This window comes from Flavimobilis soli (genome assembly GCF_002564025.1).
Classification (GTDB): domain Bacteria; phylum Actinomycetota; class Actinomycetes; order Actinomycetales; family Cellulomonadaceae; genus Flavimobilis; species Flavimobilis soli.
Genome location: NZ_PDJH01000001.1, coordinates 1,535,471 through 1,551,676 on the forward strand (window position 1 = coordinate 1,535,471; position 16,206 = coordinate 1,551,676).

Here is a 16,206-nt window from a genome sequence, read left to right on the forward strand (position 1 = left end):
GACCTCATGATCTCTGCAGCATCGACAGGGAGCGAGCTCCGCCGGTTCCGCCGCGGCACCCTCCCCAAGGTCGCCGTCGGCGCCCTCATCCTCATCCCCCTCCTCTACGGCGCCCTGTACCTGTGGGCGTTCTGGGACCCGACCGGCAACATGGACAAGCTGCCCGTCGCCCTCGTCAACGAGGACGTCGCCGCGCAGCGCGACGGCGAGCCCGTCGACGCCGGCGCGCAGATCACCGAGAAGCTCGTCGAGTCGGGTGACCTCGACTGGCGCGTCACGTCGCGCGACGACGCTCTCGCGGGCGTCTCCGACGGCGACTACTACTTCGCGGTGACGATCCCCGCGGACTTCTCCGAGACGATCGTCAGCGCGGGCGGCGACGCCCCCGAGCAGGCACGCATCGACGTCACGTACAACGACGCGAACTCGTTCCTCGCGACGACGCTCGGCCGCTCCGCGATGGTCCAGGTCGAGTCCGCGGTGCGTGAGGAGATCGGCGCGCACGCGGTCGACACGGTCCTCGTCGGCCTCGGCTCCGCGCGCGACGGCTTCGCCACGGCGTCGGACGGTGCGATCCGGCTCACCGACGCGTCCGACCAGGTCGCCGACGGCGCCGTGACCCTCGCCGACGGCGCGGCCTCCGCGGCGGACGGCTCAGCCTCCCTCGCGGAGGGTCTGCGCACGCTCGCCGACGGCGTCAGCTCCGCGCACCAGGGGGTGGCCCGTCTCGACGACGGCGCCCAGCGCCTCGACAGCGGCGCCTCGACGCTCGCGGACGGCGCGTCCGACCTCGCGACCGGCACGTCGACCCTCGCGAAGGGCGGCACGACCCTCGCGTCCGGCGCGGGGAAGCTCGCGACCGGCGCCGGAACGCTCGCCGACGGCACGGGCGACCTCGCGGACGGCGCGACCGCCCTCGCCGACGGCCTCGCCGACGCGCACGACGGCGCGACGGACCTCGCAGAAGGCGCAGCGTCTGCCGCCGACGGCGCCGACGCCCTCAGCACGGGCGCCCAGGACCTCCGGTCCGGCACCGCCCGCCTCGCTGACGGCGCGCACAGCCTCGCGGCCGGCCTCGCCGCGTCCCAGCCGACGATCGAGGGACTGCCCCAGCAGCTCGCCGACGTCGCGACGCTCCTCACGCAGAACACCGCGATGCTCGCGGCGAGCGACCCGTCCGCGGCCGACCCGAAGGTGCAGGGCGTGATCGCCGCGAACAAGGAGGCCCTCGCGAAGCTCGGCGCGCTCGACGGCGCGACGCTCGTCGAGCGTTTCCAGGCCGCCGCCACCGGAGCCGCCGCGATCGACGCGCAGCTCCACCCGAGCACCGGGACCGAGCCCACGCTGCGTGACGGTGTCGACCAGCTCGCTGCCGGCGCCACGTCGCTCAGCACGGGCCTCGGCACGCTCGAGAAGGGCGCCGGCGCGCTCGCCGACGGCACCTCCAAGCTCTCCGACGGCGCCACCGCGCTCGCGACGGGCGCGACCGCCGTCGACAAGGGCGCGAGCAGGCTCGCGACGTCGTCGACGACGCTCTCCCAGGGCTCGGGCACGCTCGCGAAGGGCCTCAAGGACGCCGCGAAGGGCGCCAGAACCCTCTCCGCGGGCGCCGAGACGCTGAGCGACGGCACGCGAACGCTCTCCGACGGCACCTCCGAGCTCGCCGGAGGCGCGTCCCGGCTGCGCACCGGCGCGCGCAGCGCAGCGACCGGCGCGGGCACCCTCGCCGACGGCACCGCCCGCCTCGCCGACGGTGCCGACAGGCTCGCGGACGGCACCACGCAGCTGCACGACGGCGCGGGGCAGCTCGCCGACGGCCTCGCCAGCGGCGCCGAGCAGATCCCCGACGACGACGCGAACCTGCGCGCCCAGCGTGCCGCGGTCGTCGCCGCGCCCGTCACGGTCGCCGACTCCGACCTCGCGCAGGCCGAGGGCTTCGGCGAGGGCTTCGCGCCGTTCTTCCTGTCGCTCGCGCTGTTCGTCGGCGCGCTCATCACGTGGCTCGTGCTGCGGCCCGTGCCGCCGCGGGCGCTCGCCGCGCCCGTCTCCGGCTGGCGCGTCGCGATCGCCGGCTACCTCCCCGGCCTGCTCATCGGTGCGGCGCAGGCGGGAGTGATGCTCTCCGTCGTCGCGCTCGGCCTCGGCATGGACCTCACGAACGTCCCCGGCACGATCGCGTTCACCGTGCTCGTGGCCGCGACCTTCTTCGCGCTGCAGCAGGCGATCCTCGCCCTCGCGGGGCCCGCGGCGGGCAAGGTGCTCATCCTCGCGCTGCTCATGCTGCAGCTCGCCGGCTCGGGCGGCACCTACCCCGTGCAGACGACGGCGTCGTTCTTCCAGGCGATCCACCCGTGGCTGCCGATGTCGTACGCCGTCCAGGGCCTGCGCCAGGTCATCACGGGCGGTGCGGACGGCCGCCTGGTGGCGAGCACGCTCGTCCTCGGGGGCGTCCTGCTCGGCTCGCTCGCGGTCACCGCGTGGCGCGCCAGCCGGATGCGCACGTGGACGCTCGACCGCCTGCACCCGGCGATCGCGCTCTGAGCATGACCGTTCGGCGGGCCGTCGGCCGCTCTGGGAGGATCGGCAGCATGAGCGACGCCACCACCCCGAGGACCGACGGCCATGCCGCACGACGACGCGGGACCCGCGCGCAGGTGATCGAGGCCGCGGTGCGGCTCGTCGCCGAGCGCGGCTTCTCGGCAACGTCCGTCGACGACATCGCGCTCGCCGCGGGCGTCGCGAAGGGCAGCGTCTACTACAACTTCACGTCGAAGTCGGAGATCCTCGAGGCCGCCCTCGCGGAGGGCAGCGAGCGCCTCCAGACGACGATCAACGAGGCGCGTGGCGACCTGCGCGGGCGCGAGGCGCTCTCCGCGGTCGTCGGCGCGCTGCTCTCGTCGATGCAGGCCAACCCGGACTTCGCGAAGCTCATGGCCGCGGAGGTGTTCCGCGTCGAGCGCGAGTGGCAGGAGACGATCGGCGCGCTGCGCGCGGTGACGATCGCGACGTTCGCCGACGTCGTCGGCGAGATCTCGCCCGGCGAGGACGCGTCGCTCGTCGGCGCCGCGACCTTCGGTGCGGTGCTCGTCGCCGGGCTCGAGTGGTTGCTGTTCCAGCCGGACCGGTCCGTGGAGGACGTGCGCGCGAGCGTGCTGCGGCTCACCGCGGGGCTCTAGCCTCCCGCGGTCAGGGGACCGCGTCGACGGGAAGGTGCGGCCGGCTCAGCCGAACAGGCGGCCGAGCGCCTCGATGTTGAGGAACGCGACCAGCGCGGCGCCGAACCACACGACAGGCCAGACGCCCGAGGCGCGGCGCGTGCGCGTCGGCACGGCGGGCTGCTCGACCGGCGCGGCGGCCAGACGGTCGCTGCGCGGGGAGGCGGGCGTGACGAACGTCGAGACGACCGGGGTCTCGCCGGTCGTCGGCGGCTGGATCGTCGTCATCTGCAGGTGCAGCTCGGTCGGCTCCTTGATCGCGCGGCGGCGACGCGGGGCGTCCAGCTCGACCGACGTCGAGACGTCCGGGGTGCGGCCGACGAGCAGCTCGAGCAGGAGGCACGCCGCCTCGTCCGCGCGCTGCGCGTCGAGCCGCGCCGGGAGGTCGAGCAGCCACTTCTCGAGGCTGGCCTCACCGATGACGTCGGCGGGGCCGACGGCGGCGGGCGCCAGGTCCTGGTACGCGAGGGAGACGACGGCGCGGACCGACGTGCGCAGGTCCGCCGGGAGGAGGGCGGCGATGTGCGCGGCGGTCATGCCCGCGTGCTCGGCGGCCTCGTCCTTCGGGACACCGTCGAGGCGGAGCGCGCCGCGCTCGACCGCGACGTCGCCCAGCCAGCGGGCGCTCTCGACGACGACGATGCCGCCCGGGCCCACGAAGAGCCGGTCGATGCGTCCGCCAAGCTTGCTCGGACGGCGCAGGTCGCGCAGCACCGTCCAGCTGTGACGGCCCAGCACGCGGTTGCGGTGAGCCGCAGGCGTGTGCGTCCCCACCAACCCGGGCGCGCTGTTGATGTCCGTCATACCTTCTCCATCGGCTCAACCCCGGGTAAAGATGAGCCGTTCCGTCGACCAGTTGGGGCCGTTATGCCCTGCGGCGCCGGACCTCCACCATGAGCGCACCGAGCGCGATCGCCGCCAGCGCGACGACGAGCGAGGTCAGCCCCTCGGTGCCGGTGCGCGGCAGCCGGTCGACGCCGTCGGTCGAGTCGCCGTCGGTCGAGTCGCCGTCGGTCGAGTCGTCGTCGGTCGGCGTCGGCTCGTCCGTGTCGTCCGCGGGCTCGTCCGTGCCGTCCGCGGGACCTGGCGTGGGCTCGTCCGTGCCGCCACCGTCGTCGGCGCCGTCGTCCGTTCCGGGCGCTTCCTGGACGGCGGCGACGATCGTCGCCGAGAAGCGCCGGACCGCGCCGTTGTCCGCCTCGATCGTCACGGTGTGCGTCCCCGTCACGAGCACGGTCCCCCGGAGCGTGCCGGTGCCGTCGCCGTTGTCGGTGAAGGTCAGTCCGAGCGGCAGGGTGCCGACGACGCGCAGGACGGGCGTCGGGTAGCCACCCGCGCGGAACGTCAGGTCGACCTTGTCGCCGACCACGACCTCCTCGTCCCCCGAGACGTCCGTCGTCGTGATCGCGGCGACCGTCAGGTCGAGCGTCTGGCGGGTCACGCCCGCGCTGCTCGTCGCGACGACCGTAGGCCGGAAGAGCCCACCGACCGTGGGCCTCCCGGCGATCGTCGCCGTGCCGTCGCCGTTGTCGGTGAAGGTCAGTCCCGGCGGAAGGGTCGTAGCTGCGACCGGGGCCGGTCCGGCCGCGAGGACTCCGCGGCTCGCCGCCATCACCCGGGCGACGCCTGCCGCTCCGGCACCCGCGCTCTCGAGGGCGAGCGCGGGGACCGGGAACCCTCCGAACGTGACGGTCAGGTTCACCGCGCCGCCCGCGACGACCTTCGCCACGGGGTCGGAGGTCACCGCAGGCTTCTCGACGACCGTCACCTCGACGTCGGTCGTCGCGGCGCTCACGACGTTCGTCGCGGTCAGACGGACCGTCGTCGCCCCGCCGCGGGCCGGCGTCCCGCTGATCGTCGCCGTGCCGTCGCCGCGGTCCGCGAACGTCAGACCCTGAGGCAGCCCGGTCGCCGTGATCGTCGGCACGGGGTAGCCGTCGACGGTCACGACGGCGGACACGGGCACACCCGCCTCGAGGTCGAGGTCGTCGGCACTCGTGAACGCAGGCGCCTTCTGGACGTGCAGCACGAAGCTGGTCGATGCTGAGCCAGCCATGTTCGTCGCGGTCAAGGTCATGGCGCTCGTCCCGCTCGTGGTCGGCGTGCCGTGGATCCGCACGCTGCCGTCGCCCAGGTCCGTTGCTCTCACTCCTGCTGGGAGCCCGGTCGCCGTCCAGGCGGGAGCGGGGTCGCCCGTCGCGACGAACGTCCGGTCGACGGCGTCACCGAGGTGGACCGTGAGGTCCGAGGCTGGCGTCACGACCGGCTTCTCGCGGACGATGACACGGATCGTCGCGCTCACGTCGTCGCCGGACAGGGTCCGGACGGCACGGACCGCCACGTCGTACGTTCCCGGGACCGTGGGTGTCCCGCTGAGCGTGAGGAGAGCACCCTCGACCCGGGCGGTGACGCCGGGCGGGAGCGTGCCCTGCGAGACCGTCACGTCCGGGGCGGGAAGTCCTGTCGCCAGGACCTCGTGGGAGAACGCCTCGCCCACGACGGCGTCGCGCGTCGCCCCGGGGACGACGACGGAGCTCCCGACGACGATCGACCCGGTGATCGTGCTCGAGCCGAAGGGGTTGGTCACGAACAGGGTGAACGACGACGTCCCCGCGCCGGTCGGCACTCCCGTGATCGAGGCTCCGGAGATCACCATGCCGACCGGCAGGCTCCCGGCGACGACCTGGTAGGCGTTGCCCGGTGGGAGCGGGATGGTCGACGGCTGCGCCTCCCGGACGAAGATGCTGCCTAGCGGTTCCGCGGACGGCGGTACGCCGACGGTCAGCGTCTGCACCCGGGCGCGGCCGAGCTCGAGGCTCGGAACAGCGACGCTCGTCGCTACGGCAGTGAGCGGGAACGTTCCTGCGGCCGTCGGTGTGCCGCTGACCGTGCGCGTCACGGGGTCGAACGACATTCCTGCGGGGAGCCCGTCGAGCGTGAGTGCGACCGTCCCGGCGGAAGCTCCCAGCGCGACGATGCCGAACGGCGCTGACGGGAGGCCGAGGGTCAGGTTGACGTCCGGCGAGGCGGGGAAGGTGACCGTCGGCAGGACGCGAAACTCGTATGTCTTCGCGTCCGACTGCCGGAACTCGTCCTGAGCCAGGATGGTGGCAGAGAAGTCGCCGGCCACGGTCGGCGTCCCTGAGATCCGGCCGCTGCTCGACAGGGTCAGCTCGGGCGGGAGCATCCCAGAGATCACAAGGTAGTCCGCCGGGTCGGGCACGTCGAGCTGGAGGTCGAGCGGCGTACCGACGACGAGGTGGCGCTGCTCGGCGGTGAGCTCAGGGAGGACGGGGGCGGGGACGCGCGTGTACGCGACCGTTGCCGAGCTCCCTACCGTCGGCTGGCCCCACGTGTCGTGGAGCATCCCGGCCGGGACATCGAGCCGCACCGTCCCGGACGAACCTCCGACGGCGACCTTGACGACGTGGTCCTCGGCGGTTCCTGTCACCGACGTCACGCGTGCCGTCGTCCCGCCCGTCGTCGCCACCGCGAAGTCGTTCGCGCCCCACGCCCCACCGCTGAACGGCGTCGTCCCGGAGTAGCGCACCCGGAAGTGGACCGAGGTCCCGTCGGCTCCCCCGCGATAGGTGCTCGACTCGGTCGTGACGTACGCGGCGCGCGGGGCCGGCTGCGCGCCGGCGAGCGGCGTCGTGCGGATCGCGTCGATGACGGCGACCAGCTCGTTGGCGCCGTCGAGGTTCTTCGGGTGCGCGACCGTCACGGCGATCTCCGTGACGGACGTGAAGTCGGCGGTGCCGGAGAAGCCCCCGGAGCAGCCGGCCGCGGCTGCGTCGCACAGCGGCCGGACGATGCCGTAGCCGTCGGGGGCGTTGCTGATGCCGGACGACGCCGCGATGCTCTCACGGCCGAGAGAGTCGACGAGCGTGATCCAGATGTTCGCGGCGACCTCTCCCGGGGACGGCGACGACCTGACGATCGAGTCGAACTCCAGGAAGAACTGACCGTTGCTGCCGCCCGAGGTGAGATCCGCCGTCGGGATCGCGTACCGGAGGGTCACGGAGCTCGGCGCGCCGCCGCCGGGGTGCGTCGTGCGCACGACGCCCTTGCCGCCGTTCTCGGTGAAGCTGGCCGTCCCGTCGGTCTCGACCGTGCGCACGCCCCGGACGTTGCCCGAGAAGTCGTCGAGGCCCACCGGCGCCACCGCGGTCGCGACGGGTGCCGCGACGAGGGCGACCCCAGCAGCGAGGACGACGGCGACCACCTGGGCGGCGGTGGAACGGAGGAGGCGAGGCAGACGCATGAGGTGCCTTTCACGGCGCGACGTCAGGAAAAAGACGTGTCATGGTCACACGGGACGAACGTCTTAGCGGCATCTCGCAAGCCGCGACACTCGAGCCGTAGGTGATACAACCTCCGGCGCACCCTCGCATGCCCACGTCAGCGCCCGCTTGCGGTCGCGGCCGTCAGGCCCGGACAGTGGGGAGATGGACACTTCCCTCACGACCGTGCCCCTCGGCACGACCGACATGACCATCACCCGCGTCGGCTTCGGCGCCTGGGCCATCGGAGGCAGCGGCTGGGCCTTCGGCTGGGGCCAGCAGGACGACGCGGACTCGATCACCGCGATCCGTCACGCCGTCGAGCGTGGCGTCAACTGGATCGACACCGCCTCCGTCTACGGCCTCGGCCACTCCGAGGAGGTCGTCGCTCGCGCCCTCGCCGACCTGCCCGAGGCCGACCGCCCCTACGTCTTCACGAAGGGCGGCATGGACTGGTCCGCCGACCCCTCGGCCCGCGCCGAGCGCATCGCCGAGCCGCGAGCGCTGCGCCGCCAGCTCGAGGACTCCCTGCGCAGGCTCGACGTCGAGCGCATCGACCTGTACCAGGTGCACTGGCCCGCCGAGGACGGCACGCCCCTCGAGGAGTACTGGCAGGCGATGCTCGACTTCAAGGCCGAGGGCAAGGTCCGCGCGATCGGCCTGTCCAACCACGACGTCGCGGCGCTCGAGCGCGCGGAGGCGCTCGGGCACGTCGACACGCTGCAGCCGCCGTACTCGGCGATCCGCCGCGACTCGGCCGCCGAGCTGCTGCCGTGGTGCGCCGACCACGGCGTCGGCACGATCGTCTACAGCCCGATGGGCTCGGGCCTGCTGACGGGCGCCTTCTCGGCGGAGCGCGTCGCCGCGCTGCCCAAGGACGACTGGCGCCACGCCGACCCGGCGTTCACAACGCACCTCGAGGAGAACCTCGCGATCAGCGACGCGCTCGGCGAGGTTGCCCGCCGCCACGGTGTCGAGCAGCCGGCCGCCGCGGTCGCGTGGGTGCTCGGCACGCGCGGCGTCACCGGCGCGATCGTCGGCGCGCGCACGCCTGCCCAGGTCGACGGCTGGGTGACGGGCGCCGACCTCGTGCTGACCGACGAGGACTACGCCCTCGTCGCCGCCGCGGGAGCGCCGCGGCCGTGACGCGCTGACGACCGGAGGGCGGGCGCCGCGCCGCGTCCGCCCTCCGGGACGCCGGCGGCCGCGCCCGGCGCGAGCGCAGGTCCCGGGCAAGAATGAGGAGACGACCAGCAATGGAGGCTGCCGTGCCCAACCGTCTCGCGTCTGCACTCTCCCCCTACCTGCGCCAGCACGCCGACAACCCCGTCGACTGGTGGGAGTGGTCTGACGAGGCGTTCGCGGAGGCACGCCGTCGCGACGTCCCCGTCCTCCTGTCCGTCGGCTACGCCGCCTGCCACTGGTGCCACGTCATGGCGCACGAGTCCTTCGAGGACGCAGAGACCGCCGCGCAGATGAACGAGGGCTTCGTCTGCATCAAGGTCGACCGGGAGGAACGGCCCGACGTCGATGCGGTGCACATGGCCGCGCTCGTCGCGCTCACCCGTCAGGGCGGATGGCCCATGACGGTCTTCCTCACCCCGGACGGCGATCCGTTCCACGCGGGCACGTACTTCCCGCCGGTGCCTGTGCGAGGCGTCCCGTCGTTCCGGCAGGTCCTCGCCGCGGTCAGAGAGTCGTGGGTCGAGCGTCGGGACGACGTCGAGCGGCAGGCGGCATCGCTCGTCGAGTACCTGCGGGCCGGGGCCGAGCAGGAGGGCGGCGCGTATGCGATGCCGGTCGGCGTCGACGGCGGGACCGTGTCGCCGTCGGCCTCGGAGCTCGCGGGTGCGGTGACCGTGCTCGTCACGGAACGCGACGACCAGAACGGCGGGTTCGGCGACGCGCCGAAGTTCCCGCCGTCGATGACGCTCGAGCACCTCCTGCGCCACCACGCCCGCACGGGCGACCCGGTCGCGCTCGCCACCGTCCGCGCGACGGCCGCGGCGATGGCGTCGGGCGGGCTGTACGACCAGCTCGGCGGCGGCTTCGCCCGCTACTCGGTCGACGCGACGTGGACCGTGCCGCACTTCGAGAAGATGCTCTACGACAACGCCCAGCTCGTGGGCGTGTACGCCCGCCTGTGGCGCGCGACCGGCGACGTGTGGGCACGGCGCGTCGCCCTCGAGACCGCCGGGTTCATGACCCGGGAGATGCTCGCGAGCGGCGGCTTCGCGGCCTCCCTCGACGCGGACACGGAGGGCGTCGAAGGCCGCTACTACGTGTGGACGCCGGAGCAGGTCGCGGAGGCCCTCGCCAGCACGCCCGAGCCCGACGACGCCGCGTGGGTCGCGCGCACGTGCGGCGTGACCGCGGCGGGCACGTTCGAGGAGGGGGCGTCCGTCCTGCGGCTGCACCCCGAGGCGTTCGCGTCCGCTCCCCCGCCCGGCGAGGAGCCCGAGATCGTCGACGCCGACCGCGGCGCCCGGTGGGCGCGGCTGCGGCCCGTCCTGCGCGCCGCCCGTGCGCAGCGCACGCCGCCAGGGCGGGACGAGAAGATCGTCACCGCCTGGAACGGCCTCGCGATCTCGTCCTTCGCGGAGGCGGGCCGTGTCCTCGACGCGCCCCACCTCGTCGAGGTCGCCGAGGCGGTCGCGGACCACGTCGTCTCGCACCACCTGCGCGACGGGCGGCTGCGCCGCGCGTCCCTCGGCGACCGGCTCGCCGACGCCGACGGCTCGCTCGAGGACTACGCGCTGCTCGCCGACGGCCTGCTCACCCTCTTCGCCGCGACGGGCGAGGCCCGGTGGTTCACGACCGCGCAGTCGCTCGTCGAGTCAGCACTCGACCTGTTCGTCGACGGGCGGCACGTCTACGACTCGGCAGCCGACGTCGAGGGACCGCCCTTGTTCGTCCGCGCGGGCGACCCGACCGACAACGCGAGCCCGTCCGGCCGCTCTGCTCTTGCCGGCGCGCTCGTGCGGCTCGGGACCATGACCGGCGACCTCGGTTACCGGGTGGCGGCCGACGCCGCGCTCGCGCCCTACCGCGCCCTCGCGACGGGCGCTCCGCGCTTCGCCGGGTGGGGCCTCGCTGTCGCGGAGTCCTTGCTCGACGGGCCGCGCGAGGTGGTGATCGTCGGCGATGACGACCCGCGCGAGCTCGCCGCGGGACCCCTCGCGCTCGCCGCGTGGGCCGCGCACGCGCCCGGCCTGGTCATCGTCGTCGGGAACCCGGACGGGCCCGTGCCCTCGCTTGCGGGCCGCCCTGCCATCGGCGGTGAGCCGACGGCGTACGTGTGCCGCGGCTCGTCGTGCTCGTTGCCCATCACGTCGGCGGCGGCGCTGGCCGCGTACCTCGCGGACGAGCAGCCCGGGGGGTAGCGGGCGGAAGCCCCTACCGGTGATCACATCCCGGTAAAAGTGCCCACGACGTCTCGCGCAACGTGTGATCTTGCCTCTAGTATGCCGAGGTAGTTGCTGTGCCTCGCTCGTCTTCACTGCAATGGTCATTCCATTGCGATCTTGATCCTCAGGAGTGGACGCCGAACACCGCGACGGAAGGGCCCCGAAGGGCGGGGCCGTCCGAGCACTCTGAAGGAGTTTTGGAATGACTGTTGGAACCGTGAAGTGGTTCAACGCTGAGAAGGGCTTCGGCTTCATCGCCCCCGAGGACGGCAGCGCTGACGTGTTCGCCCACTACTCGGCCATCCAGACGAGCGGCTACCGCTCGCTGGACGAGAACCAGAAGGTCGAGTTCGACGTCACGCAGGGCCCGAAGGGCCCGCAGGCGGAGAACATCCGCCCGCTGTGATCTCGCGGACCGTCTTCTGACGGAACGTACGAACGCCCCCGGTCCCACGGACCGGGGGCGTTCGTCTTTGTCGGGGGGAGGTGCGCCGTCGGGCAGGACGGGCCGCGTCCCTCAGTCGGCGGCGGGGGACTTCGCCGGGCGGTAGACGAGGTGCCACGCCTGCCACGCGTACGACGTCGCTGCCGCCGCGTGGCCGAAGCACCCGGCGGCGCTGATGAGATATGCGACCGTCCACAGCGGCCCGCCCTGGTCGGACGACGCGAGCAGGAGCAGCGGCAGGCCCACCATGAGGAGCGCGGTGCGCGCCTTGCCGAGGAAGTTCACCTCGAGCTCGGGCAGCGGGAACCGCTTCGTCGCGAGGAGGAAGAGCATCCCGCCCGCGAGGATGACGTCGGGGACGACGACGAGGGCGAGCATCCACCAGGGCGCGTTGCCGGTGACAGCGAGCGTGATGATGACCGCGCCCATCCCGAGCCGGTCTGCGAGCGGGTCGAGCGTCTTGCCGAGCTCGGACACCTGGTTCCAGCGGCGCGCGATGAAGCCGTCAGCCCAGTCGGTGATGCCGAGGACCGCGAGGGCGACGACAGCGGCCGTGACCCGTCCCTGCACCGCGAGCACCACGAACAGGGGAGTCAGCACGACCAGACGGACGATCGTGATGATGTTGGGGATGGTCACGAGCCAAGCCTATGCCTCCCGGCCCGCTTGCCCCGGCGGGACGTCAGGAGTCGGACGGCCTGCTCTCGTCGGCGCTCTCCTGCGCGATCTCGGCGCCCTCCTGCTGCATCTCGCGCTCCTTCTCGGCGCGCTTCCGGATGGCACGCGTGTCCCGCAACCGCACGATCACGTCGCGCTCCGCTGGCAGCCCGAGCCGGAGCTGGCGGGCGCGCCGCAGCTCGACGTCCAGCTCGATTCCGAACAACAGCGCGAGGTTGCCGATCCACAGCGCGAGGAGGAAGACGACGAAGCCGGCGAGCGCCCCGTACGTCGCGTCGTAGCTCGCGAAGTTGGAGACGTAGAGCCCGAAGGCCGCGCTCGCCAGGACCCACACGACGATCGCGGTCGCGGCGCCGGGCGAGATCCAGCGCCGCTTCTCGTGGCGCACGTTCGGCGTCGCGAGGTAGAGCATCGCGACGACGAGGACCGCGAGGGCGGCGACGACCGGCCAGCGCAGCACGGACCACACGGTCGCGAGCGTGTCGGCCTCGCCGACGAGCCCGCCGACGGCGCGCACGACGTCGCCCGACGCCACGAGCGTGACCGCGATGAGCGCGACCATGACGAGCAGCGCGAGAGTCACGCCGTACATGATCGGGCGGAGCTTCCACACGGGCCGCCCCTCCTCGACGCCGTACACGCGGTTCGCCGCACGCGAGAACGCGGTGACGTACGCGGATGCCGACCACAGGGCGGTCACGAGGCCGAGGACGAGGCCCCAGCCTGCCGCGGACGAGCTCGCGATCCCTTCGAGGACCGGGCGCAGCGTCTCGACGGCCTCGCCCGAGCCGAGGTCCTCGAGCACCTTGAACAGGTCGTCGAGCACCGACTGCGGGTCCGCGAGCACACCGAGGATCGACACGAGCGCGACGATCGCGGGGACTATCGCGAGCACCGAGTAGTACACGAGCGCCGCCGCGAGGTCGGTGCACTGGTCCGACATGAACTCGCGCACGGCACGCACGACGGCGTACCGCACGGTCGTCCGGCGCGACACGTCCGAGTCGTCCTCCCGGCGCGCAGGGACGTCTCGGGTCTCGTCAGCGGGCGTGGCCTCGGTGCTCTGCGTCATCCCACGATCATCACCGCGCGCCCGAGGCCCCGCACGCCGAGAGTCAGACGTCCTGCGTGCGCGTGGCGCCGCGCGAGCCGATCGACTCGACCAGGTGGTAGAGCGCCGGCAGCACGAGCAGCGTCATGAGCGTCGACGAGAACAGACCGCCGATCACGACGATCGCGAGCGGCTGCGAGATGAACCCGCCGTGCCCCGTGATGCCGATCGCCATCGGGGCGAGCGCGAGGATCGTCGCGAACGCCGTCATGAGGATCGGCTGGACGCGGTGGACCGATCCGCGGTGCAGCGCCTCGGTCATCGGTACGCCGCGGTCGCGATACTGCTTGACGAGGTCGATCAGCACGATCGCGTTGGTCACGACGATGCCGATGAGCATCAGCACGCCGATGAGGGACGGGACTCCGAGCGCGACGCCCGTCGCCACCTGGAGCAGCACCGCGCCGGTCGCGGCGAACGGGATCGAGACCAGCAGCAGGAACGGGTGCAGGAGCGACCGGAAGGTCGCGACCATGACGACGTACACGATGAGGATCGCGACGAGCATCGCGAGCCCCAGCTGGGAGAACGCCTCGTTCTGCTCGGCGGTGACGCCGCCGATCTCCGCCGTGACGCCGTCGGGCAGGTCGATCGTGTCGAGCGTGTCACCGACGACCGAGGCCGTCTGGCCCAGGTCGTCCGTGAGCGGCGTGACGGTGACGAGCTGGTTGCGCACGCCGTTCGACGTCGTGATCGCGACCGGGCCGTCCTCGACCTTCACCTCGGCGACGTCGTCGACCGTGACGCCGGACGGGTCGATCGCGAGGTCGCGGATCGCGTCGACCGACGCGGGCGGGTCCGTCGGCGTGAGGTAGACGCTCACGGACGAGCCGTCGATCGTCACCGCGCCGATCTGCTGCGGCGTGATCATGCCGGCGATCGCCTGCGAGACCTGCGCCTCGCTCGTGCCCATCTGGGCGAGGAGCGCGCGGTCGAGCACGACCGACACGGTCGGGCGCGCCGTCGTGAGCGACGTCGCGACCTGCTCGACCTCGTCGAGGGGACGCATCGCCTCCGCGATCGTCTCAGTCGCCGCCGCGACGTCGGCCGCCTCAGCGCCGCGGACCGCGATCTCGACGTCGGAGCTCATGCCCATGCCCGCGAGCTGCGAGATGGTCACGTCCTCCTCGGGGACGATCGCCGTGATCGCGGCACGCACGTCCTCCTGGATCCGGGCCTGGTCGCCGTCGGCGTCCGTCGTGAGCGACCACGAGATCGACTCGTTGCCGCCCGAGAGGAGCGCCGAGCTCTCGGTCGAGCCGATCGTCGCGGCGACGAGCTCGACGCCGTCGACCGCGCGCAGCGCCTCGTCGACCTCGCGGGCCTGCTCGAGCTGGTCGTCGAGCGCCGTGCCCGGCGCGACGGCCTGCGTGATGCCGAGCGAGTTCTGCGACATGTCGCCGAGGAAGCTCGTCTTCATGAGCGGCGTGAGCGCGCCCGTCCCGACGAGGACGACGACGGCGATGCCGACCGTGACCCAGCGGTGCGACAGGACCCACGTGAGCAGGCGGCCGTAGCTGCGCTGGATCAGGCCGGTGGCCTCGGCGGTGTCGCTCAGGTCGTCGGCGGCGGTCGTCTCGTCCTCGCTCGTGCCGTGGCCCTTCCACTTCAGGATCCAGTACGCGAGCACGGGGACGATCGTCAGCGCGACGAGCAGCGACGCGCCCATCGCGATGGCCACGGTGAACGCGAACGGGCGGAACAGCACGCCCGCCATGCCGCCGACGAGCGCGATCGGCAGGAAGACGGCGACGGTCGTGACGGTCGAGGCGGTGATCGCGCCCGCCACCTCACGCACGGCGTCGACGATCGTCGCGCGGCGCGTCTTGCCGTAGCGCATGTGCCGCTCGACGTTCTCGATGACGACGATCGAGTCGTCGACGATGCGGCCGATCGCGATCGTCAGGCCACCGAGGGACAGGATGTTGAGCGTGTAGCCCGCGGCCTGCATGCCGACGAACGCGACGAGCAGCGAGACCGGGATCGACACGGCCGTGACGAGGGTCGCTCGGCCCGAGCGCAGGAACGCGAGGATGACGATGACAGCCATGACGAGGCCGAGCAGGCCCTCCGACGCGAGGCTGTTGATCGACTCCTCGATGAACGGGGCCTGGTCGACGAGGACGGAGAAGGTCGCGCCCGCGACCATCTCCTCGAGGCCCGGGAGCGCGTCGCGGACGGCGTGCGAGACCTCGACCGTGTTTGCGTCGGGCAGCTTCGTCACGGAGAGGGTCAGCGCCTCCTTGCCGTCGACGAGCGAGTAGGACGTCGTCGGGTCCGTCGTCATCTCGACGTCGGCGACGTCCTCGAGCGTGACCGCACCGACCGGGATGGTCGCGACGTCCTCGACCGACGAGAGGCGCTGGCCGACCTGGACCGCCATGGACGAGCCGTCATCGTCGATCGTGCCGGCGGGGACGAGCACGCCGTTCTGCGCGAGTACCGTCGCTACCTGCTGCGCGGACACGCCGTTCTCCGCCATGTCCTCGAAGCGCGGGGTGACCGAGATGCGCGGGCCCGGGGCACCGACGATGCTCGCGGCGGCGACGCCGTCGAGCCGCTCGAGCTCGGGGACGACGACGTCCGCGAGCCGCCCGGCGAGGCTTCCCGGGTCGTCGGAGGAGACGGCGACCTGGATGACCGGGAAGTCGTCGAGGCTGATCGCGAGCACGCTCGGGTCGACGTTCTCCGGGAGGAACGAGCTGATCCGGCCGAGGGCCTGATTCATCTTCTGCTCGACCTTGGCCGTCTCGGTGCCGAACTCGAACTCGGCGAGGACGACGGACATGCCGGTCGACGACGTGGACGTCGTGCCGAGGAGGCCCGGGACGGTCTGGAGCGCCTTCTCGACGGGCGTCGTGACGTCGGAGGCGACGACCTCCACGGACGCGCCGGGGTGCGCGGTGAGGACCGCGAGCTGCGGCACCTCGATCGACGGGATGAGCTCCTGCTTGAGGGAGGTGAACGCGAGACCGCCGAAGACGGCGACGACCACCGTGACGAGCGCGATGAGCGCTCGGTTCTTGAGGCTGAAGAGGGAGAGGTTGTGCACGGGGTGCCTGTTCTG

The 16,206-nt window shown here is 72.7% G+C and carries 10 protein-coding genes; 5 read left to right on the top strand and 5 right to left on the bottom strand.

From position 1 onward, the window contains the following. Positions 1-6 precede the first annotated feature (6 nt). Both ATL41_RS07005 and ATL41_RS07010 read left to right on the top strand, forming a co-directional pair. The gene (locus ATL41_RS07005; RefSeq protein ID WP_098457836.1) at positions 7-2,541 is read left to right on the top strand and encodes a YhgE/Pip family protein; all 2,535 of its coding nucleotides are present in this window, start codon (positions 7-9) and stop codon (positions 2,539-2,541) included. 47 nt (positions 2,542-2,588) lie between these two features. Further along, complete coding sequence (locus ATL41_RS07010) at positions 2,589-3,176, top strand: TetR/AcrR family transcriptional regulator (RefSeq protein WP_098457837.1); 588 nt, start codon at positions 2,589-2,591, stop codon at positions 3,174-3,176. A gap of 45 nt (positions 3,177-3,221) precedes the next feature. Here the strand turns inward: ATL41_RS07010 and ATL41_RS07015 are convergent, their stop codons facing one another. Next, positions 3,222-4,019 (bottom strand): nuclease-related domain-containing protein, encoded by a 798-nt coding sequence (locus ATL41_RS07015; RefSeq protein WP_098457838.1) that lies wholly within the window; start codon positions 4,017-4,019, stop codon positions 3,222-3,224. Between the two features lie 61 nt (positions 4,020-4,080). Continuing rightward, a complete protein-coding gene (locus ATL41_RS07020) occupies positions 4,081-7,479 on the bottom strand; it encodes a putative Ig domain-containing protein (RefSeq protein ID WP_098457839.1) in 3,399 nt (1,132 codons plus the stop codon). Positions 7,480-7,663: 184 nt separating this feature from the next. Between ATL41_RS07020 and ATL41_RS07025 the strand changes: the two genes are divergently transcribed. The 3 genes from ATL41_RS07025 (at position 7,664) to ATL41_RS07035 (ending at position 11,311) form a co-directional block, all read left to right on the top strand. After that, the gene (locus ATL41_RS07025) at positions 7,664-8,644 is read left to right on the top strand and encodes an aldo/keto reductase (protein WP_098457840.1); all 981 of its coding nucleotides are present in this window, start codon (positions 7,664-7,666) and stop codon (positions 8,642-8,644) included. 122 nt (positions 8,645-8,766) lie between these two features. Further along, positions 8,767-10,881, top strand: coding sequence for a thioredoxin domain-containing protein (locus tag ATL41_RS07030; RefSeq protein WP_219810369.1), 2,115 nt, complete (start codon positions 8,767-8,769; stop codon positions 10,879-10,881). Between the two features lie 226 nt (positions 10,882-11,107). Beyond that, entirely contained in the window at positions 11,108-11,311 is a 204-nt protein-coding gene (locus ATL41_RS07035; protein ID WP_098457842.1) for a cold-shock protein, read from the top strand. A 111-nt stretch (positions 11,312-11,422) separates the two neighbouring features. Here ATL41_RS07035 and ATL41_RS07040 read toward each other — a convergent pair whose 3' ends face one another. Genes ATL41_RS07040 through ATL41_RS07050 form a run of 3 tightly spaced genes read right to left on the bottom strand, consistent with a single transcriptional unit; the run spans position 11,423 to position 16,191 of the window. Continuing rightward, the gene (locus ATL41_RS07040; protein ID WP_098457843.1) at positions 11,423-11,989 is read right to left on the bottom strand and encodes a CDP-alcohol phosphatidyltransferase family protein; all 567 of its coding nucleotides are present in this window, start codon (positions 11,987-11,989) and stop codon (positions 11,423-11,425) included. A gap of 43 nt (positions 11,990-12,032) precedes the next feature. Beyond that, a complete protein-coding gene (locus ATL41_RS07045; protein WP_098457844.1) occupies positions 12,033-13,100 on the bottom strand; it encodes a YihY/virulence factor BrkB family protein in 1,068 nt (355 codons plus the stop codon). Positions 13,101-13,143: 43 nt separating this feature from the next. After that, positions 13,144-16,191 (bottom strand): efflux RND transporter permease subunit, encoded by a 3,048-nt coding sequence (locus tag ATL41_RS07050; protein WP_098457845.1) that lies wholly within the window; start codon positions 16,189-16,191, stop codon positions 13,144-13,146. Positions 16,192-16,206 lie beyond the last annotated feature (15 nt).